12 protein-coding genes are annotated in these 20733 nt (G+C 71.4%); 2 read left to right on the plus strand and 10 right to left on the minus strand.

Annotated elements, in window-relative coordinates; translation table 11 throughout:
• Positions 1-15 precede the first annotated feature (15 nt).
• From ABZO31_RS03155 to ABZO31_RS03170, 4 genes are all read right to left on the minus strand, one after another.
• Positions 16-438, minus strand: a complete 423-nt coding sequence (locus tag ABZO31_RS03155; protein WP_406859349.1) for a GlcG/HbpS family heme-binding protein — start codon at positions 436-438, stop codon at positions 16-18.
• A 37-nt stretch (positions 439-475) separates the two neighbouring features.
• Positions 476-1696, minus strand: a complete 1221-nt coding sequence (locus ABZO31_RS03160; protein WP_406859351.1) for an MFS transporter — start codon at positions 1694-1696, stop codon at positions 476-478.
• Positions 1697-1891: 195 nt separating this feature from the next.
• Positions 1892-2308: a VOC family protein gene (locus ABZO31_RS03165; protein WP_406859352.1), complete on the minus strand. Its 417-nt coding sequence runs from the start codon at positions 2306-2308 to the stop codon at positions 1892-1894.
• A gap of 102 nt (positions 2309-2410) precedes the next feature.
• A complete protein-coding gene (locus tag ABZO31_RS03170) occupies positions 2411-2752 on the minus strand; it encodes a GNAT family N-acetyltransferase (protein WP_406859353.1) in 342 nt (113 codons plus the stop codon).
• Positions 2753-2891: 139 nt separating this feature from the next.
• On the opposite strand from ABZO31_RS03170, the gene ABZO31_RS03175 reads away from it, so the two are divergent.
• Positions 2892-3374, plus strand: a complete 483-nt coding sequence (locus ABZO31_RS03175; protein WP_406859354.1) for a carboxymuconolactone decarboxylase family protein — start codon at positions 2892-2894, stop codon at positions 3372-3374.
• Positions 3375-3434: 60 nt separating this feature from the next.
• On the opposite strand, the gene ABZO31_RS03180 is transcribed toward ABZO31_RS03175, so the two are convergent.
• The 5 genes from ABZO31_RS03180 to ABZO31_RS03200 form a co-directional block, all read right to left on the minus strand.
• Positions 3435-5405, minus strand: a complete 1971-nt coding sequence (locus ABZO31_RS03180; protein ID WP_406859356.1) for a sigma-70 family RNA polymerase sigma factor — start codon at positions 5403-5405, stop codon at positions 3435-3437.
• Positions 5406-5591: 186 nt separating this feature from the next.
• Positions 5592-6104, minus strand: coding sequence for a hypothetical protein (locus ABZO31_RS03185; RefSeq protein WP_406859358.1), 513 nt, complete (start codon positions 6102-6104; stop codon positions 5592-5594).
• A 10-nt stretch (positions 6105-6114) separates the two neighbouring features.
• Positions 6115-15177 (minus strand): DNRLRE domain-containing protein, encoded by a 9063-nt coding sequence (locus ABZO31_RS03190; RefSeq protein WP_406859359.1) that lies wholly within the window; start codon positions 15175-15177, stop codon positions 6115-6117.
• A 175-nt stretch (positions 15178-15352) separates the two neighbouring features.
• Positions 15353-17380, minus strand: coding sequence for a prolyl oligopeptidase family serine peptidase (locus ABZO31_RS03195; protein ID WP_406859361.1), 2028 nt, complete (start codon positions 17378-17380; stop codon positions 15353-15355).
• A 52-nt stretch (positions 17381-17432) separates the two neighbouring features.
• Positions 17433-18575 (minus strand): monodechloroaminopyrrolnitrin synthase PrnB family protein, encoded by a 1143-nt coding sequence (locus ABZO31_RS03200; RefSeq protein ID WP_406859363.1) that lies wholly within the window; start codon positions 18573-18575, stop codon positions 17433-17435.
• 92 nt (positions 18576-18667) lie between these two features.
• On the opposite strand from ABZO31_RS03200, the gene ABZO31_RS03205 reads away from it, so the two are divergent.
• On the plus strand, positions 18668-20179 hold the full coding sequence (locus ABZO31_RS03205; RefSeq protein ID WP_406859364.1) for a PLP-dependent aminotransferase family protein: 1512 nt from the start codon (positions 18668-18670) through the stop codon (positions 20177-20179).
• Here ABZO31_RS03205 and ABZO31_RS03210 read toward each other — a convergent pair.
• Positions 20157-20639: an Lrp/AsnC family transcriptional regulator gene (locus ABZO31_RS03210; protein ID WP_406859365.1), complete on the minus strand. Its 483-nt coding sequence runs from the start codon at positions 20637-20639 to the stop codon at positions 20157-20159. The two genes, ABZO31_RS03205 and ABZO31_RS03210, sit on opposite strands and share 23 nt — an antisense overlap.
• Positions 20640-20733 lie beyond the last annotated feature (94 nt).

Raw genomic sequence — 20733 nt, forward strand, 5'->3', positions numbered from 1 at the left:
CGGCCGGCCCCGGGCTCAGGCGAGGACGCCGAGCGCCTCGGTCGCGAAGCCGTGGTCCTGCTCGGGCGCGCCGCCGCCGACGCCGATCGCGCCGATCAGCCGGCCGTCGCGGTGGACGGGGATGCCGCCGGCGATGAACAGCAGCGGACGGTCGAGGGCGGTGGGGAGGCTGTGGAACGGCCCGTCCGGCTTGACCAGGTCGACCAGGTCGGCGGTGGGTGCGTTCAGCTGGAGCGCCGTGTACGCCTTGCGGGTGCTGGTCTCGCCGGCGATGAGCACGGCGCGGTCGTCGCGGCGGAAGGCCAGGAGGTGGCCGCCGGCGTCGAGGACGGTGATCGCGACGGCGACTCCGGCGGTCTCGGCCGCGTCGCGGGCGGCGGCGATCAGGGCCTCGGCGTCCTGGACGGTCAGCGGGGCGGGGGCGGTGATGACGGTCATGGTGCGTGCTTCCTCGTGGGTCGTTCGGTGGTGAGGGTCAGTGGTGGGCGGCCGCGACCGGGGCGGGGGCGGCCTCCGGCGTACCGGCGGCTACGACGCGGGAGCGGGCGGCGCGGGTGCGGCGGTCGAGGTACGCGGCCAGGAAGGCCAGCAGCAGGGCCGTGCCGGAGAGCAGCGCGCCGACCCAGTTGGGGGCGGTGAAGCCGAGTCCGGCGGCGATCACGACGCCGCCGAGCCAGGCGGCGAGGGCGTTGCCCAGGTTGAAGGCGCCGATGTTGGCGGCGGAGGCGAGCGTGGGGGCGGCGGAAGCCTGATCCAGGACCCACTTCTGCAGCAGGGGCACCGTCGCGAAGCCGAGGGCGCCGATCAGGGTGAGGGTGATCGCGGCGAGGACCTTGTGGTGCGCGGTCGCGGTGAAGACGAGGAGCGTCGCGGAGAGGGCGGCCAGGCTGACGAACAGCATGGGCATCAGGGCGCGGTCGGCGAACTTCCCGCCGAGCAGGTTCCCCAGGAACATGCCGATCCCGAAGAGGACGAGCAGCCAGGTGACCGCGCCCTCGGTGTAGCCCGCCACCTCGGTCATCATCGGGGTGATGTAGGTGATGGCCGCGAAGACGCCGCCGTACCCGAGGACGGTCATCGCCATGGCGAGCCAGACCTGGACGTTCTTGAAGGCGGCGAACTCGGTGCGGACGTTCGCGGCCTCGGGCCGGCCGTGCTCGGGCACGAGCTTCGCCACGCCGAGCAGGCCGACGACGCCGAGGACGGCGACGAGACCGAAGGTGACCCGCCAGCCGAGGGCCTGACCGATGGAGGTGCCGCCGGGGACGCCGACGATGTTGGCGACGGTGAGCCCCATGAACATCAGGGAGATGGCCGAGGCCTTCTTCTGCGGGGCGACGAGGTCGGCGGCGACGACGGAGCCGATGCCGAAGAAGGCGCCGTGGGCCAGGGAGGCGACGACCCGGCCGGTCAGCATGAGGCCGAAGGTCGGGGCGAGCGCGGACAGCGTGTTGCCGACCACGAACAGGCCCATGAGGATCATGAGCATCTTCTTGCGGGACGCCTTCGCGCCCAGGACGGTCAGGATCGGGGCGCCGACCACGACGCCCAGGGCGTAGCCCGTCACCAGCCAGCCGGCGGTGGGGATCGAGACGCCGAAGTCGCCGGCGACCTGGGGCAGCACGCCCATGATCACGAACTCGGTGGTGCCGATCCCGAAGGCCCCGATGGCCAGGGCCAGGAGCGCGAGTGGCATGACGATGCACCTTCCAGAAATGCTTGCGCGGGGGGACTTACAGATGGAGACAATACTTGCATGCGCGCATTAGTTGCAAGCGGTGGCTATCCGCGCCGGAAGGTACATGAAAACGCACCGGCCGCTCCCGGCCTCCGCGAGGAGGTGATCGGAAGCGGCCGGTGCGGCTCGCGCGAGGGGGCGGGACCAGGCGGGTCAGCTCTGCCGGGTGTTGACGTTGACCATCCAGGTGACGCCATAGCGGTCGACGCACATGCCGAACACGTCGCCCCACATCTGCATCTCCAGCGGCACGGCCACCGTGCCGCCGCCCGAGAGCCGGTCCCAGTAGCCACGCAGCCGGGCCTCGTCCTCACCGCTCACGCTGATCGACATGGTGTTGCCGGGCTTGAACTCGTTGCCGGGCGGATTGTCCCCGGCCATCAGCGTGAAGCCTTCGTCGGTCTCGAGCATGGCGTGCATGACCTTGTCGGTGTGGCTGGGCGGCACCTGGTCGGCGAAGTCCTCGTACGTGTGCACCCTGAGGGTGCCGCCGAAGACCTCCTTGTAGAACTCCATGGCCGGCTTGGCGTCGCCGTCGAAGGTGAGGTACGGGTTGAGTTTCGAAGGCATGACTGCCGCCTCTCGTGACCTGACAGGGCGTGGCGGTCCGCACACGGCCCGCCACGGTCGAGCCTGCGGGAGCCCCACGGCCCCCGCAAACGCGGGGCCCGGTCAGCGCCCCAGGACGCCGTCCAGCCACTGCAGGGCCTCGGGCGTCACCGGGTCGGTGATGTCGGCGAACTCGTCGTGCTTCTTCAGGAACTTCGCCACGTACGGGCAGACCGGCACGATCCGCAGACCGGATGCGCGCACATGGGTGAGCGCCTCCTGGACGAGGACGCCGGCCAGCCCCTGGCCGGCGTAGGCGTCGTCGATCTCGGTGTGGAAGAAGACGCGCTGTCCGCCGCGGTCGCGGTAGGCGGTGAGGCCGGCGCGCTCGCCGCCGACCAGGATCTCGTAGCGGTGCCGGGCGTCGACATGCCGCACGACGGGGGCGGTGGCCTGCTGGGTCATGACGCGGACTCCCGTTTCATGTAGTTTCGATTTCAACAAACTATGATGATCATAGCCCTTGTACCCATGATGTGCACGGGCGGCGACGAGGACGACGACAAGGCCGCCGGAACGCCGGCGGCCGGTGAAGGAGCGCACGGTGAGCGACACCGCGGGAGCCCCCGGGAACGGTCGGGTCTACCTCGACAAGCAGAGCCCGACGGCGTACCACGCCCTGATCCAGACGGCCGAGACCGTCCGGGCGACCGCCGCCTCGGCGGGGCTCGACCGCATCCTCGTGGAGCTGGTCAACCTGCGCGTCTCGCAGATCAACGGCTGCGCGTACTGCCTCGACGTGCACACCCGGGCGGCACTGCGGGCCGGCGAGACCACGCAGCGCCTGGCCGTGCTCGCCGCCTGGCGCGACACCGACGTGTTCACCGCCCGCGAGCGGGCCGCCCTGGCCCTGGCCGAGGCGACCACCTCCCCGGCGGACGAGCTCGCGCAGGAGCGCGCCTACGCGCAGGCCCGGGAGGTGTTCGGGGACGACGAACTGTCCGCCGTGCTGTGGGTGGCGATCACGATCAACGCGTTCAACCGGGTGTCGATCCTGAGCAAGCACCCGGTCCGCGCGCGGGGCTAGGGGTGTCTGACAATTCCGCGACGCCGCGGGGAATTGCCAGACACCCCTAGGAGGGCTCGCTCACCGCGCGCCGAAGACCTGCGTCCAGTACGGGCCGCCCGCATGGTGGATGCCGATGCCGATCTCCTTGAAGGAGCAGTTGAGGATGTTCGCGCGGTGGCCCGGACTGTTCATCCAGGACTCCATGACGTCCTTCGGGGTCTGCTGGCCCATGGCGATGTTCTCGCCGTACGTGGACCACTGGTAGCCGGCCGCGGTCACCCGCTCCCCCGGGCCGTCGCCGTCGGGGTTGGTGTGGTCGAAGAAGTCCCGGGCGGCCATGTCCTCGGAGTGCCCCTGGGCGGCCTTGTCGAGCAGTGCGTTCCCGCTCAGCGGACCGCAACCGGCCTTCGCCCGCTCGGAGTTCACCAGCGCCACGACCTGCTGGGCTTCGGAGCCGCCGCCCCCGCCCCCGCTGGTCGCCTCGCGCGTGGGGCGCGGGCGCGGAGCCTGCGTGGTGGGGCGGACGGGGGCCTTGGTCGTGGGCTTCGGCTTGGCGGAGGGGCTCGCGGTGGGCGAGGGCTTCTTGGTCGGGGTGGGCGAGGCCGAGGGGGTCGGGGACGTCGGGACCGCGGAGGAGGCGGACGCCTCGGCGGGTGCGACGTCGAGGCCGGACCCGGTCGACGGCGTGTCCGCGGCGTCGACCGTCGTCACGTCCTCGTCGCGGCCGCTGCCCAGGTAGAAGGACCCGCCGGTGACCGCCACGACGGCTATGCCGGCGGCGACCACGGCACGACGCCGGTCGCGCCGCCGCCGCTCCGCCTGCCTGCGCCGCGCGCCGCGCCCGCCCCGGCCCCCGCCCGCGGGCGACGGCACGGCGGCGCCGGACGCCTCCGGAGCCGGCTCGTAGGACTCGCGTGCCGCGCCGGTCTCGTACGACTCGTGGAGGGTGGCGGTCTCGTAGGGCTCGTACGCCGGGGTGGTCTCGTACGGCTCGTAGGCTCCGGCCGTCTCGTACGACTGGTACGCCGGCACGCCCTGCTCGTACGACTCGTGGGCGGCCACGCCCGTCTCGTACGGCTGCTCGTACGCGGCGCCGGACTCGTACGCCGCGCCGGAGCCGTACGGGTCATAGGCACCCGCCCCGTACGCCTCGTGGGCCGCCCCGTTCCCGTACGTCTCGTACCCCGCACCGGCCCCGGAGGCCCCGTACGCCTCGTACCCCGCACCGGCCCCGTAGGACCCGGCCAGCCCCAGCCCCGACGCGCCCTCCCGGACCGCCGCGACCAGCGCGGCCGCCGGCGGGACGAACAGCAGGCCGGCCAGCAGGCCCTCCGCCGGGACGAGGCCGCTCCACAGGCCGGCGCAGCGGGCGCAGCCGCGGGCGTGCCGGGCTATTCGCTTGCGCCACAGCGCGGAGGGGCGGCCGTCCCAGCCGGCGAGCTCGTAGTGCAGCGTCGGGCACGGCGGGTTCTGCGCCAGGGCCCGGACGACGATCCGGGCGGTCTCCAGCTGCTCCTTCATCCGCTGCACCCGCACCGCGGTGTGCGCGGTGGACAGGTCGAGGGCGATCGCGACCTCGTACCGGGTGAGCTGGCCCGCGCACTCCAGCCACCACAGCGAGAGCAGCGCGCTGTCGTCCGGCTCCAGCCAGCGGGTGGCCTCGGCGGTCTCGCGCCGCTGCCCGGAGAGGTTCAGCCGGACCACGGTCAGGTCGACGAAGTCGCCGCCGGGCTGGGCCAGATCGCGCGCCTCGTCGAGGACGCCGGTGCGCAGACCGGTCTGCGATTCGTGCCAGTGGCTGCGTATCGCGTTCATGGCGATGGCCACCAGCCAGGAGCGGAAGCTGTCCGGGGCGCGCAGCGTGCCGAGTCCGTCGAGGGCACGCAGCATGGTGTCCTGCACGACGTCGTCGACGTCGTGGCCGCCGTTCAGCGCGCGGCCCACGATGTTGTACACCAGGGGCAGGTACGCGTCGACGAGCTGGTCCCGCGCCCACGGGTCGCCGGCCTGTGCCGCCCTGACCAGATCGGTGCCGTGCTGTCCGCTCATCCCTGACTCACCCTGCCTGTCGCGCCTGCCGTCGTTCCCTGTGTCTGGGAGACCCCGGCGATCCGGCCGGATAACGGAAAACGCCGAGAAATCTCGTGGAGGTCTCGAGGGAGCATACGTAAGGCGCCCGGCCGGGGTTCTCCGGCCGGGCGCCCTTTCTCACGTGATGCCGCTCTCAGTGGCCCCTCAGGCGCGCAGGCGCCCCAGGTGTTCCAGCAGCTCGGGCCACTGATCGTCCGGGCCGGCGCCGGTCAGCCGCGGATGGCCGGGACCCGCCACGGACTCGAGGAAGAAAGTGGTGAAGTCGTCGGCCGCTTTTGCGAAATCGGATGACATCCACCATTCGACCCCGGTGTCCGGGAAGTACCAGACGGCCCCGGATGCCCGGTCCACGAAGAACGGCTCGTCGGAGATCACCCCGATGCAGAACCACTTCTCCCGTCCGAGCGTCACCGCGGCGCCCTCCACCGGGTCGCAGTGGAACTGCATCCCGGGGAGCGTGCCGCTGCCGAAGACCGTCACGTCGCCGCAGGTCGCCCCGTCGCTCAGCGCGAGGAACTCCCGGACGGCGGGCGGGATCCCCGGGTCGAGCGACTCGGGCCGCGCCCCGGCGGGCAGCGCGTTCATCATGCGCCACTCGTCGCGCTCGTCGAGGGCGGCGCGCAACTCCTCCACCACCCGCCGGAGTTCGGCGTTCATCATCCGCTCCCTACCATTCGATCTTGATCTTGATCGGGGTGAAGTCGTCCAGGTTCTTGATCTGCGGCCAGATCTGCTGGGTCCCGACGTGCCAGTTGGTGTAGCGGTCGAGCATCTTGAGGTTACTCGCCACATCGGGCCCGCCGAGCTGCAGCTCGTGGACGTGGTCGGGGTCCATCCGGTTGAGGATGCGGTCCTTCAGCTTGTCGGCGAAGGCCGGGTTGGTGGACCCGTACTGGTCGTACACCCGCTTGATCAGATCGCCCTTGTAGTTCTTGGTGACCTGCTTGTTGCGGGCGACCGGGTTGGGGGCCTTGAAGAGCTTGCCCTGGTCGCTGAGCTTCTGCAGGGCGGCGGCCTTCTTGGCGAACTCCACCTTGGACATGCCCTGCTGGTACTTGACCGTGATCTCGACCGGTCCGCAGTTGGCGTTGTGGACCAGCAGGCTCTGCCCGCCGGCGACCACGTAGTACGTGTGGACGCCGTCGACGGTCAGGTTGTGGACCCGCTCGGTGCGCTTCTCGTGGGCGACGGCGGTGACCTGGACCCAGGTACCGCTGGAGGCCCGCAGCCACGCGCCCGGGGCCAGGTCCGCGGCCTCGGCCCAGCGGCCGACGTCCGGCAGCCAGTAGGTGTGCGCCGCCGTCGAGGTGATCTTCCCGATGCGGTCCCCGTCCCGGCCGTCGACGTCGACGGTCAGGGTGACGAGGTCCTTCGGACCCTTGTTCTCGAGCGTGGCGCGCACCTCGCGGGCGCGGGTGTCACCGGACTCGACGTCGGTGGCGAGCACCCGGTCGCCCTCGCGGAGCGCCTCGATGGCCTTCGTGGAGCCGTCGGCCAGCACCACCTTCGTGCCGGGCACGAAGCTGTTGGTGCACTTCGGGGCTTCGGGTTCCTTCTTCGGTGTGACGCCGGGCGTCTCGCCGTCGGCCTTCCGCGCGGTGCTCGCCGCGTCGCCGACGTCGTCGACCTTGTCGACGGTCTTGCGGACGTCGTTGGCGCTGTCGACCGCCTCGACGCCCTTGGCCACGTACTTGCCGGCCTTGATCGCCGTCGCCCCGTAGCCGACCAGCGGGATCGCCGACGCCATGGACAGTGCCGCGTCCGCGTAGTTGCCCTCGGCGGCGTACCAGATGCCGTTGGCGACGTCCGCGACCTCGCCGACCACCGGCACCATGCCGACGACGTCGAGCGCCGCGTGGCCGATGTCGGACAGCGACAGGCCGAAGAGGTGGCCGTCGAGCTCCACGAAGGAGATCGGGTTGCCGCCGGCGAAGGCGTACCGGTTCCCGGTGAAGGGGTCGGTGGCCAGCGACATGTCGGACAGGGCGCCGCCGTACGAGTCCCGGGTCGTGAAGCGGTTCAGGCCCGGGTCGTAGTTGCGGAAGCCCATGTCGTACGTGCCGGAACCCTTGTCCCAGCGGGACGAGTTGAACCGGAAGGCGTTGTACGAGTCCTTGTCGGGGTTGCCCGCCTCGGGCTTGTCGGCGCCGGTGAACTGGGAGGCGTCGTCCTTGCCGTAGGCGGTGTAGCCGTAGGTCGCGCGGGTCCTGCCGTCCTCCTTGGTGATCGCCTCGATGTCGCCGCGCGGGCTGGTGGTGTACTGCGAGTACTCGCGGCCGCCGTCGTCCTTGTGCTTGATCTGGGTGGCCTGCTGGCCGGACGGCAGGTACTGGTACGACTTGTCGGCCTTGCCGTTCAGCTCCTCGCGCAGCACCTGGTTGCCCAGGCCGAGGTAGGTGAACGCGGTGGTCTCGGCCTCGGCCCCCGAGGTGGCCTGGGAGACCGTCCGGTCGAACGGGTCGTACGAGTAGCTGGTGGTGACCGCGCCCGCGCCGGAGCCGGTACGGGCCTTCACCTGGCGGTCGAAGCCGTCGTAGGTGTACTTCTGCGAGGTCTCGCCGCCGATGCTGACCGTGTCCAGCCGGCCGAGCGGGTCGTAGTTGTAGGTGGAGGAGACGCCTTCGGCGGTGGCGCTCAGCAGCCTGTTGCGGTCGTAGCGCTGCGTCGTCGTGATGCCGTCGACGGTCTGCTCGATGACGTTGCTGTTGCGGTCGTAGGTGTAGGACTCGGTCGCCGTGGAGTCACCGGTCTTGTCGACCTTGACGATCCGGTCCTGGGGGTCGTACCCGAAGGTGTACGTGTTGTCGATGGTCGCCGCGTTGTCGTCGGCGTTCATCAGCTTCAGCACGTCCTTGGAGCGGTGGCCGTTCGGCGTGTACTCCAGGTCGTGCTGCGCGACGATCGTCCCGCCCGAGGTCTTCTCGAGGGACTTCTTGACGGAGCCGTCGAGGTAGTAGGACAGGTCGAGCGTGTTGCCGTTGGGCCGGGTCTGCTTGAGCAGCTGCCCGCGGGCGGTGTAGGTCAGCGAGGTGATCTGCTGGTCCGCCGCTGTGGGCGAGTCGGCGTTGGTCACCTTGGAGACCAGGTTGCGCGTGTCGTACTCGATCTTCGACCAGGTGAGGTCGTGGGTCGAGGTGACGGGGTTGCCGTTGGCGTCGTAGGTCAGCGCGGTGGTGTTCTTCACCGTGCCGCCGGCCAGCTCCTCGACCTTGGCGATCCGGTTGCCGCCGTCGTAGGCGATCCGGTAGGTGTCGATCTTCGCACCGGAGGAGTTGTCCTTCACCTCCACCATGGCGCCGTTGGCGTCGTACTTGTAGGTGAAGTCCTTCTTCTCGGTGTCCGCCTCACCGGTGTTCGAGCGCACCAGCTTCACGGTGTCGGCGAGGACCGTGCCGTTGGCCTGGTCGGTGACGCTGACCTTGTGCAGGCCGTCCTCGGCGAAGGAGTAGCTGCCGAGGGAGACCCAGTCGCCGGCGTTCCGGGTCTGGTCGACGGTCTTGACGGTGCTGCCGCCGGAGTGGGCGACGGTGAACTTGGCGTCACTGGCCGCGCCGGTCGTCCGCGGGTGCCGGACGAACACCTCGTAGGTGCCCCCCTGCGGGATGTGCAGCTGCCAGGCGAACTCCGAGGCCCCGGTGCCGGCCGGGTGGGAGAAGGTGTCGTAGCCGTACTGCAGCTCGGACTGGGTGCGGGACCAGTTGCCCTGGGTCGCGGTGTTGTTGAAGTCCGAGCTGTCGACGAGCACGACCTGCCGGCCGACGGGCACGCCGTCGTCGGAGCGGGCGCGCTGGTTGCCCGAGGGGTAGAAGTCCCAGGTCATGGTGCGCTGCTGGGAGCCGCCCGCCGAGGTCATGGTGTTCTTCGTCTGCTGGCCGAGCGCGTTGTACTCGTAGGACGTGGTGATGTCCCACGGGTCCTTCGCGGTCCGGGTCCAGCCGTTGTCGAAGTACGCGTACTCGGTGACGTTGCGGACGGTCTGGCCGCTCGACGGGGGCGCCGAGACGGACTGCAGGTTGCCCACGGAGTCGTAGCTGTAGAGCGTGCTGTCGGGCGTGTTGTAGCGGGCGTCGTCCTTGTCGAAGGGCGAGCGCTCCTCCTTGACCCGGTTCAGTTCGTCGTAGACGGTCTCGGCCGTGAAGTCGTCGGCGTCGTCGGTGGTCTCGACGCCGCGCGGCGTGATCGTCTTCGTCCGGTTGCCGACCTCGTCGTACGCGTACCTGGTGGTGCGGTACGTGAGGGTCCCGGACGCGTCCTTGCTGAACGGCACCTTGGACTCGACGAGCGCGCCGCGTTCGTCGTAGGAGGCGAGTGCCTCGTTGCCCTCGGAGTCGGTCTTGCCGAGGGTCAGGCCGTCCCGGTCGTAGCGGACGGTGGTGGCGTTCCCGAGCGGGTCCGTGGTCCTGACGACCCGGTGGTTCAGGTCGTTGGTGAACGCGGTGGTGTAGTCGTCGGGGTCCGCCGTGGCGTTCTTCTTCGGGTCGACGACCTTCACCACGTTGCCGACGCTGTCGTACTCCGTGGTGACCCTGCCGCCCTCGGCGTCGGTCGTGGCGACCGGCTGGTAGATGGCGTCGTAGGTGGTGGTCGTCGTGTGGTCGCCGGCCGTCGGGGTCTCGTTGCCCCGCGGGTCGGTGATGGTCAGGACGTTGCCGACCCTGTCGTAGGTGGCGGTGGTGCGGCGCACCGGGTCGGTGGGCTCGTCACCGGGCATCGCCGCCTCGGTCAGCTGGTCGGCCTTGTCGTAGACGGAGGTCGACACGGTGCCGTTCGGGGCGGTGGTGCGGGTGATGTTGTCGTTGGCGTCGTAGACCGGGGCGGGTGTGGTGACGAAGTCCCCGGCGGCCTGGTCCTTGGGCTCCTTCTTCTCCAGCGGGCGGGCGAAGGTGTCGTATGCCTGGGTGACCTCGGCGCCCTTGGCGTTGACGACCTTCCTGACGTTGCCCCGTTCGTCGTACACGAACGTCGAGCGGTTCTGGGCGGCGTCGGTGATGGTCGCCGGGTAGCCGACCGGGGTGAAGTCACTGTTGACGGTGGCGTGCCCGTTGGCGTCCGTGGACTTCGTCAGCTGTCCGTAGGTGTCGTACTCGGACGTCGACGTGTAGTCGTCGGGTTCGGCGGTGGCGAGGCCCTTGGGGTCGGTGACCGACGTCAGGTTGCCCCGGGTGTCGTAGCCGAACTGCCAGGTGCGGCCCTCGGGCGACTTCTTCCGGAAGAGGTCGGCGATGTGGCCGTCGAGACCGGTGGAGTAGGTGTACGTCCGGGCCGGGGTGCCGTTCTTGTTGGCCTCGGCGTCCTTCTGCTCCAGCGGGTAGCCGGTCTTCTGGTCGTAGACCCAGGTGGTGACGGCCCCGTTGGCCTCCTCCAGGCGGGTCACGTTGTTGTCGGCGTCCCAGTTGAGCTTCGTCGTCTCGGACTTGGCGTTGGTGAACCGGGTGACGCGCCCGTAGCCGTCGAGCAGCTGGCCGGCGGTGTGGTTCTCGGCGTCGGTGACCTTGGTCTCGATCGTCGAACCGGCGCTGCCGTCGGGGTCGGTGTAGACGAAGCCGGTGGTGCCGCCGAGACGGTCGGTGAACGTCTGGGTGCGCCAGTGGAACTTCGGGTCCTCGTGCTCGCTCGGGTAGTAGTAGTCGAGCGAGGTCGCGTTGCCGCGCGGGTCGGTGACCTTGACCAGCTTGACGTTCTTGTTGCCCTGCGTGGCGTCGTACTCGAAGAGGAACACCTTCGGCTGGGTCGAGCCCGCGCCGTCGGTGAGCTTGGTCATCAGACCCTTGTCGGAGTACTCGAAGGTCAGCTTGCGCTGCGAGACGTCGGTCATCGACTTGACGTGGTCGATGATCTTCGGGCTGCTGGTGTCGGCCTTCGAGTAGTAGTCGAGGGTGAGCGTCTGCCGGCCGGCCGGGTCGGTGATGTACCGGAGGAACTTGACCGGCTTGTTGTTGGACTTGCGCTCCTCGTAGGTGAACGTCTGGGTGTTGCCGTTCTTGTCCACCGTCGAGGTGATGTAGCCGTCGCAGTCGAAGAAGAACTGCGTACGGTCCGGGCGGGTCAGCGACCAGGCCTTCGGGTCACCGTCCTTGTCCGGGGTGCAGTCGGTGCCCGCGCCCTGCCGGAGCAGGTAGTGCACGCCGGCCGGGGCCTTCCAGGTGCCGTCCTCCTGCTTGCGGAAGACGTGCGAGGTGCCGTCGCCGTCCGGCAGGGTCACCTCGGTCGGGTTCGGGTCGGGGTGGAAGTCCAGTCCCGCGCCGAGCCGCAGCGGCGAGGCGGCCTGCGCCGACCAGCCGTGGCCGAGGACGGTGTCGGAGGTGTCCAGCGAGTTGTACGCGAGCCGCAGGAACGTGGTGAGGCCGCGGCCGGGGTTGTTGAAGGCGTTGTACTGCCAGACCGTGTTGCCCGCGTACACGTTGTTCATCAGCGTGCCGCCGGCGCCGGTGTTCTTCCCGCTGTACGAGAGGAACTTCTCCATGCCCAGCTGGTCGGAGGTGGGGTCCTCCACGCGGATGTTCTGGGCGAGCGGCGGGATCGACTCGGTGGCCGACAGCCAGCTGCCCGCGACGGTGTCGCGCAGGTCCCACTTGAGGACGTAGTCGAGCCGCTTGTTGCCGGAGTCCGAGTTGATCGGTGCCCGCAGCGCGGCCGGGACGGTCACCGACTCGCCCGGGTACAGGTCCCGCGGCAGGGCGGTCTGCAGCTGGTTGCCGCCGGTGGTGGCGTCGCTGCCGTCCGGGAGGGACCAGGTGTAGGAGAGCTTGCGCTCGGCGGCCCGCCACACCGAGGTGGTGGTGTTGGTCAGGGTGACGTCGACGGTCTGGTCGTCGCCGGGGATCATCCGCGCCGGGGTGTACGGCGCGAAGTACGTGGAGTCGGTCGACTTGTCGATGTACGTGACGACCAGCTGCGGCCGCAGCTGCGGCTCCTCCGCCTCCGACGACAGGAAGACCGTCCGCTCCTGCGGTCCGGTGGCCGACTCGTCGCGGAGCCGCAGCGCCACGCCCTTGTTGCTCGCCGGGTCGCTGACCCAGTTCTGAGCGAGGGAGGTGACGTACCAGCTCTGCCGGGCCGGGTCGTTGGTGACCGTGCCGACCGTGTCCGCGACGGCCGCGTCCATGTCGCCGCCGGGCGCGGTCCACGCGGTGGCGGCGTCCGCCTTGTTCCAGGAGGCGGCGGCCTCGTCGAAGTCGCGCGTCAGGCCGTGCGCCTCGTAGACCGCGCCGCTGGTGTCCGTGGTGGTGGTGAAGCCCCACAGGTCGAGCTGCGCCTCCAGGACCCGGGAGTTCGCGGGGATGCCGGACACCGGGAACTTCAGCAGGGCGCGCGTCTTGCCGTACGTGCCGCTGTTGTTGCCGACGGACAGCCACGGCCGGGCGAGACCGGAATCGGAGAGGGTGTCGTGGCCGGTGGCCGGCTGCGTGGACGACAGGGTGGTGTCGGTCCCGGTGCCCTGGAGGACGACCGTGGTGCGGCCGGCCTTGGGCAGCTTGACGATCTGCGTCGGCGCGGGGACGACCTGGCCGTCCTTCGTCTTCACCGCGACCATGTAGTAGAAGACGTTGCCGAAGGAGTCCGCCGAGTCGGCGGGCGTCGGCGTGGCCGTCGAGTCCGTGTACGCGGTCAGGTCCTTCGACACCGGCGCGACCAGGGTCTGCGCGGAGGGTGTGAAGGTCTGGTAGACGCTGCGGTGGACCTGGTACTCGACGATGTCGTCGGCGTCGGCGGTCGACGGGTCGGCGTAGGCGGACCAGTCGAGCTCGGCGCCGGTGGCGTGGATGACCTGCGGCGCGTCCAGCGTGACGCTGGGCCGGCCCCAGGTGAGCACCAGCTTCGGGAAGTTGGCTGCCTCGCCCTTGTACGCGAACTCGGCGGCCTCGTACCGCGGACCGCCCTTGGGGGCGCTCGCGGACTCGTCGCCTGCCTTCACGACGAAGCCGTGGTTGGTGTACGTGCCGTCGATCCACTGCTGGACGGTCTTGGTCACCGGGAAGCTGTGCCAGGTGTTCTGCTCGCCCGGCTTCTTGGTGACCACGCCGCCCTTGGTGAACCGGACGGCGTCCGCGATCACCGAGGTGGTGGTGGACGCGGGGCCGTCGCCGAGGACGATCTTGCCCGCGGTGCCCGCCTTGAACGGGTGGGTCCCGAGCGGCTTCCACACGCCGCCGCTGCCGGCCCGCTGGTCGACGGTGTACGCCTTGCTGCCGCCGTCGTAGGTCACGGTGTACGGCGCGGCGCCGGCCCGGTCCGAGGCGGGGACGTAGTGCGCGTCGACCTGGTACTGGCCGTCCTCGGGGAGGTTGGGCTGCCAGGTGTAGGTGTCCCCGGCGACCGCGTCCTTGTTGTACAGGTAGTCCTGGTTGACCGCGTACTGCGTGAACGCGGTGTTCCCGGACGCCGGCCAGGCGCCCTTGGCGGCGGTGCGACCGGCGTCGCCGTCGTCGACCACGACGGAGGTGCCGGACAGTTCGCCGGTGAGGCCGTTGGCGTTGTTCCAGGTCGCGCCGGTCTCGGTCCAGGCGCCGGTGGCGCGGTGGGCCTCCAGGCGGACCTCACTGTCGCCGGTGGTGTGGGTCTGGTCGTAGTAGAGCTTCAGCTCGGCGGAGTCCAGCTTCGTGCCCGCGGGCACGGCGGACAGGCCGAAGTACAGCAGCGCGCGGGAGCTGCCGGCGCCGGTGTTGCCGACGGAGAGCCGCCAGCTGCCGTCGTGGTTGGCCGTCGGGTCGTCCGACGTGATCATCACGTCGCGCGACTGGGTGGTCGTCGGCGAGATCGAGATGGTCGGGTCGACGACGACCGGGTACCGGCGCTCCGGTGCGGCGAGCCAGGCGGCGTCGGGCTTCAGGCTCAGCGCGTACGAGCCGTCGCGTCCGGTGAGCCGCTGCGCGACGTCGTGACTGGCGGCGGTGCCGTACGCGCCGCTCGCGTCGGGCCGGGCGTCCGTCATGAACGGGGCGGGGATGACGAGTTCCGGGCGGGTGGGGCCGGCGCTCTCGCTGTACAGCGCGATGGAGCCGTCCTTGCGCGCCTGGGCGGCGAGGCCGTGGGTGGTGAGGGTGAACTCGTAGGCGGGGGCGCCGTCGGGCCGGCCGTGGAGGACTATGCCCTCCTTGACGGTGCCGTTGCCGACGTCGTACCGGAGATCGGCGCCCTTGCCGAGGGCGTCCTTGTAGGTGACGGTGCTGCCGGAGGTCTGCGGGACGAGCTTGCGCGTGCCGCCGCCCTTGAGGCCGAGGGACACCCAGTGTCCGTCGTCGAGTTCGAACCGGACGAGCTGCCCGGCGGTGTCGCCGAACCAGGTGCGGGCGACGTTGGTGGTGTTGGCGTGCGGGAAGCCGGCCCGGTCGGTGGGGGCGACCGTGGTGTCGATGGGCTTCCACGTCCGGTCCCGGCCCTTGCCCGTGGCGTAGTGGGTGGCCGTGCCGGAGACCTCGGACTGGATCCGGCCGTCGGAGAGCTGCCAGTAGCGGGCCTGCGGGGTGCGCCGTTCGGTGAGCTCCTTGACCCGCCGGGGCGCGGCGGCCGCCTTGCCCTTCGGGAGGTGCTCGTTGCTGGGTACCGCGGTGTCGGGGAGCCGGGGCGGGTCGGCGTCCTTCTGGCCGTCACCGCCGAACCAGCTCTTGATGCCTTCGACGATCGTGTCGCCGTCGGGCGGCGCGGCGTACGCGGGCAGGGGGCTGATCGTCGCGACGACCGCCATCACCCCGCTGACCGCAAGGAGCCTTCGCGCTCGTGGTCCGAACATGGGTCGAGTCCCTTCCTGGGCCGCCGGTTGGCAGCCGTCGGCGCAGGTTCTACCGGGCCCTGAACCGTCCATGTCAAGCGGGGACGCAAAAGCGCCCGTTCACGGCTGAGTGAGGGTCAATCGGCCGTGAACGGGCGGATGTTCGGGAAGCGGGCGCGGCCCTCGGACCTGCTGATCAGTCCTCGGAGCGGCTCAGTCTCTGCCACAGGAAGGTGTGCACGAGCGCGTCGTTGTGGGCGGTCTGCTCGTTGTCCGAGGCGCCCGCGTGACCGCCGCCGGTGTTCTCGTGGAACAGCACCTCGTGCCCCAGCTCCCGCAGCCGCGCGGCCGCCTTGCGGGCGTGCCCGGGGTGGACCCGGTCGTCGCGGGTGGAGGTCATCAGCAGCACCGGCGGGTAGCTCCGGTCCGCGGCGAGATGATGGTACGGGGACAGGGCCCGCAGGTGCTCCAGGTCGGCGGCGTCGTCCGGGTCGCCGTACTCGGCGATCCAGGACGCGCCGGCGAGCAGCTTGTGGAATCGCACCATGTCGAGCAGCGGCACCTCGGAGACGAGCGCGCCGAACAGCTCGGGGTACCGGGTGAGCATCGCGCCGACGAGCAGTCCGCCGTTGCTGCCGCCCTCGGCACCGAGCATGGCCGGGGTGGTGACGCCGCGCGCCACCAGGTCCCGGGCCACGGCCGCGAAGTCCTCGAAGGCGCGCGGCCGGTTCGCTGCGAGCGCCGCCTGGTGCCATGCGGGGCCGTACTCGCCGCCGCCGCGGATGTTGGCGATCACGTACGTGCCGCCGCGCTCCAGCCAGGCCCGGCCGGTGACCCCGCCGTAGTACGGGGTGAGGGAGACCTCGAAGCCGCCGTAGCCGTAGAGCAGCGTCGGACCGGGGCCGGTGACCGCGCGGTCGGGGCCGATCTCGAAGTACGGGACGCGGGTGCCGTCGTCCGAGACGGCGAAGTGCTGGCGCACCACGAGCCCGGCCGTGTCGAAACGGGCCGGCGCCTGCTTGAGGAGCTCGGAACCGGCGCCGATCTCCCCGCGGTAGAGCGTGGAGGGCTGCAGGAAGCCGGAGACGTCGAGGAAGTACTCGTCGGAGACGTCGGGGTCGGTGTCGGTGACGCTCACCGCGGACAGCGCGGGCACGTCGGCGAGCGGCGCGCGCGTCCAGCCGTCCGCGCCGGGGGTGAGCACCTCGATCCGGGTGCTGACGTCCCGCATCGTCTCCAGGATCAGGTGGCGGCGGGTCCACGACTGGCCGGCGAGGGCGGTGCGCTCGTCGGGGGTGAACAGCACCTCGGCGGTGCGGTCGCCGGCCAGGAAGGCGTCGAAGTCGAAGGCGAGCAGCGCGCCCGACGGGTGGCCCAGCCAGTCCGACTTGAGCTGCACGATCAGGTGCGTGCGGTGGGCGTACGCCTCGGCGTCGTCCGGGACGTCGATCCGGACCAGCTCGCCGCCCGCGGTCAGCAGGTGCATCTCGGAGTGGAAGAAGTCCGGCGAACGGCCGACGAAGTCCCGCTCGAAGCCCGGCGTGGAGTCGTGCACGCCCCAGGCGTCGACGTCGTCCTGCTCCGCCTCGAAGACCTGCTCGGCCGCCGCCAGGGGGGTGCCGCGCCGCCAGCGCCGTACCGTGCGCGGGTAGCCGGAGTCGGTCAGCGAGCCGGGCCCGAAGTCGGTGCCCACGAAGACGGTGTCGGCGTCGATCCAGCCGATCCGGGTCTTGGCCTCCTCCACCCGGAAGCCGTCCTCGACGAAGGCGAGCGTGGCCATGTCGAACTCGCGGACCACGACCGCGTCCCCGCCGTCGCGGGACAGCTGGACGAGGGCCCGGTCGTACGCGGGGTGCCGGACGCGGGCCCCGGCCCACACCCACTTCTCCCCCTCGGCCTCGGCCAGCGCGTCGACGTCGAGCAGTACCTCCCACTCGGGGGCGTCCTTGCGGTACTGCTCCGGCGTCGTGCGCCGCCACAGCCCGCGGACGTGCTCGGCGTCCTGCCAGAAGTTGTAGAGGTAGGCCCCGCGCCGCGTGGTGTACGGGATCCGGTCCGAGGCGTCCCGCACCTCCCGCAGCCGCTCCTTCAGCCCGGCGAACCCGGGGTCGGCGACGAGGGCGGCGTCTGTCTCGGCGTTCCGCTCGGCCACCCAGGCGAGGGCGGCCTCGCCCGACACGTCTTCCAGCCAGAGGTACGGGTCGTCTTCGCTCACGGGGTGCATTGCTGCATTGTGCCGGATCCGGGGCCGGGGCCCGGCCCGGGACCCCGGCCGGTCAGAGCCCGGCCGCCGTCCTCAGCCGGTCGAGCCGGTCCCGCGCCCCGAAGGTGCCGGCTCGCGGCCGGGCCGTCCGCAGGTCCACCAGGCGGGCCAGCTGCGCCACGACCATGTCGAGGGGCGGGCCGCTGGAGGTGAGGTCCTCGGGCTCCGGCAGCAGCGACGCCGGCTTCTGGAGGAAGGGCACGACCAGCCGGTGGTGGTGGAACGAGGAGACGGCGCCGTGCCGCGTGCACAGGGCGAGCAGCAGCCGGGCGTTCTCGCGCAGCTGCGGTGTGACGGCCTGCCGCTCCGCCTCGCGCAGGAAGACGTCGAGCAGCGGCTCGGCACGTACGGCGGAGCGCAGGGCGGGCTGGTCCTCCGGCGGCAGGTACGGCTGCTTCTCGGCGAGCACGGCCTGGTAGAAGGGGTCGTGCGGGGAGCACAGGCCGAGCAGGACGTCGACGGCGTTGACCGCCGCGAAGTCGCCCGCGTTCGCGCCCCGGTACTCGGCGGCGCCGACGCGATGGGACTTGAAGTACGGCCGGATGTGGTGGAAGAAGCGGTCGACGTCGAGGTTCTCGCTCAGCGTCGTCCCGAAGTCCATGACGTCGTCGAGCCCGGCCAGCGCCTCGCGGAGCAGGTACTCGGTCATGGGGCTGGACGCCCCGAGGGGCCCGACGCCGCCGAGGGCGGTGGCGGCGCGGCGGTAGGCGAGGCCGGAGAGCGCGTTGTGGACGATGAAGGTGCGCTCGTCGTCGAACGAGGTGAAGGTCCGGATGCGGTCGCCGACCGCCCGGTTGCAGAAGGCCTGGTGGGCGAAGACGAAGCGCGGGGCGACGCCGAGGGAGGCACCGAGGGCGGTCGCGAGGGGCCAGGCGGCCGACTGCGGGCCCTGCGGGGCGTCGACCTCGTGACGGCGGCAGGCGGCGAGGTACATGCCGACCGAGCCGAGGAGTTCATAGCGGGTGTCGCGGTCGGCGGCGAGCACGGCGCGGCCTTCCTCCTCGGCGATCCGGCGGACCAGCACCGCGCCCTCCTGCGCGAGGCGCTGTTCGAGCCGGTCGGATCCGGGACCGGCCTCCTCCAGGCGGGTGTTGAGGGCCACGAAGTCGGTCCGGAGCCAGTGGTCGAAGGCGTCGGCGGCTGCGGTGCTGTGCATGGGGCTGTCCTCCACAACTGTGGTGCGCAGTACGGTGTTTCACCCCATTCGATCTTCCGGTTGGTCCGCCGGCCAGTACCATCGGTGGCCTTGTGGACAGGACCAATGAGACCGAAGAAGGCGCGGACTTCCTGCAGTTGCGGCGTCCGGCCGCGCCCCCGTCGGGCCTGACGGCCTGGCTGGTGGACGCCGTCCGCGCGGCCGTCGCCGACGGGCGGCTGCGCGCGGGCGCGCGGCTGCCCGCGACCCGGGCGCTGGCGGCCGACCTGAGGCTGTCACGCGGGGTGGTCGTCGAGGCGTACCGGCGGCTCGCGGAGGAGGGCCTGGTCAGCGGGCACGCGGGCGGCGGCACCCGGGTCGCGGTGGTGCCCGCGGGCCCGGGGCGCCCGCGGGCCGGGGCGGCCCCCGTGGCGCGGACCGGGGCGGCGCTGCCCAGGCTGCCGCTCGGGCCGTTCGCGCCGGCGGTGGACATCAACCTCTCGCCGGGACTGCCTGACCTGTCCGCCTTTCCGCGCACCGCGTGGCTGCGGGCCGAACGGCAGGTGCTCGGCGGGGCGTCGACGGCGGAGTTCGCGTACGGCGATCCGCGCGGCTCGCCGGCGCTGCGGCGGGAACTGGCGGGCTGGCTCGGCCGGGTGCGGGGGGTGCGCGCGGACCCGGAGGACGTGCTGGTGGTGGGCGGGGTCGCCCAGTCCCTCGCCCTGGTGGCGCACACGCTGAAGGCCAGGGGCGTCACGGAGATCGCCGTGGAGGACCCGGGGTCGCGCGGGGCCGTGGAGGCGCTGACCTACTGGGGCGTGCGGCCGGTGCCCGTACCGGTGGACGAACAGGGCCTGGACGTCGGCGAGTTGACCCGCACCGGGGTGCCGGCGGCGCTGCTCACGCCGGCCCACCAGTTCCCGACCGGGGTCGTCCTGGCGCCCGGGCGCCGACGCGCGCTGCTGGCGTGGGCGGCGGCCGGCGGGCTGATCATCGAGGACGACTACGACGCGGAGCACCGCTACGACCGGGCGCCGGTGCCCGCGCTCCAGGCGTCCGCGCCGGAGCACGTGGTGCACACCGGCAGCGTGTCCAAGACGCTGGCCCCCGGCATCCGGCTCGGCTGGCTGATCGCCCCGCGCGCGCTGCAGGAGGAACTGGTCGCGGCGAAGCACGCCAGCGACCTGGGCTCACCCGTGCTGCCGCAGCTGGTGCTCGCCCGGCTGATCGCGGGCGGCGACCTGGACCGTCATCTGCGGCTCACCCGCGGCCGGTACCGCAGCCGCCGGGACGCCTTCCTGACCGCCCTGACCGCGCGGCTGCCCTCCGCACGGGTGCAGGGGATCGCGGCGGGCCTGCATCTGCTGATCACGTTCCCGGAGCCGGCCGGATCGGCGGAGGCGGGCGGCGCGGCGGAGGCGGGCGGCGCCGCCGACGCCGTGCCGGACACGGAGCTCGCGGAGCGGGTGCGCGCCGCCGGTGTCCTCACCCATCCGCTCTCCTGGCACCGCGGCCGCCCCGGCCCGCCGGGCCTGGTCGTCGGCTACGCGGCCCACCCGCCGGACCGGCTCCGCGAGGCCGCCGCGCGGATCGCGGACGCGGTCAGGAGCGGCCGCGGCGCGTGAGGGTGCCGGGGCGCGGGAAGACCTTGGACTGCTTGACGCTGCCGAAGGCGAAGCTGGACTCGATCGACGCGATACCGGGGATGGCGTGGATCCGCGTCCGGACCAGGGTCTCGTACGCCTCCAGGCTCTCGATCACGACGCGCAGCAGGTAGTCGCTGCTGCCGGCCATCAGATAGCAGTCCTGGATGTGGTCGATGAGGCCGACGTGCTCCTCGAAGACATTGACCGCCTCGGCCGTGTGCCGCTCCAGGCCGATCCGTACGAAGACGGTGATCGGCAGCCCGTACGCGACCTGGTCGACCATCGCGGTGTACCCGCTGAGCAGCCCGGCCTCCTCCAGCCTCCGCACCCGCCGCAGGCAGGGCGAGGGAGAGAGGCGGACGCGGTCGGCGAGGTCCTGGTTGGACAGCCGGCCGTCCGCCTGCAGCTCGCGGATGATCTGGAGATCCACGTCGTCCATCGCCGTTCCCCGTCCCTCTTCCTCATATCTTGGCAGATTCTGCCCCCACGCTAGGCATGGAGGGCAGAACTGGCAATCGGCTGCCCCGGCGAAG

The sequence above is a fragment of the Streptomyces solicamelliae genome, from assembly GCF_045348655.1.
Taxonomy (GTDB): Bacteria; Actinomycetota; Actinomycetes; order Streptomycetales; family Streptomycetaceae; genus Streptomyces; species Streptomyces solicamelliae.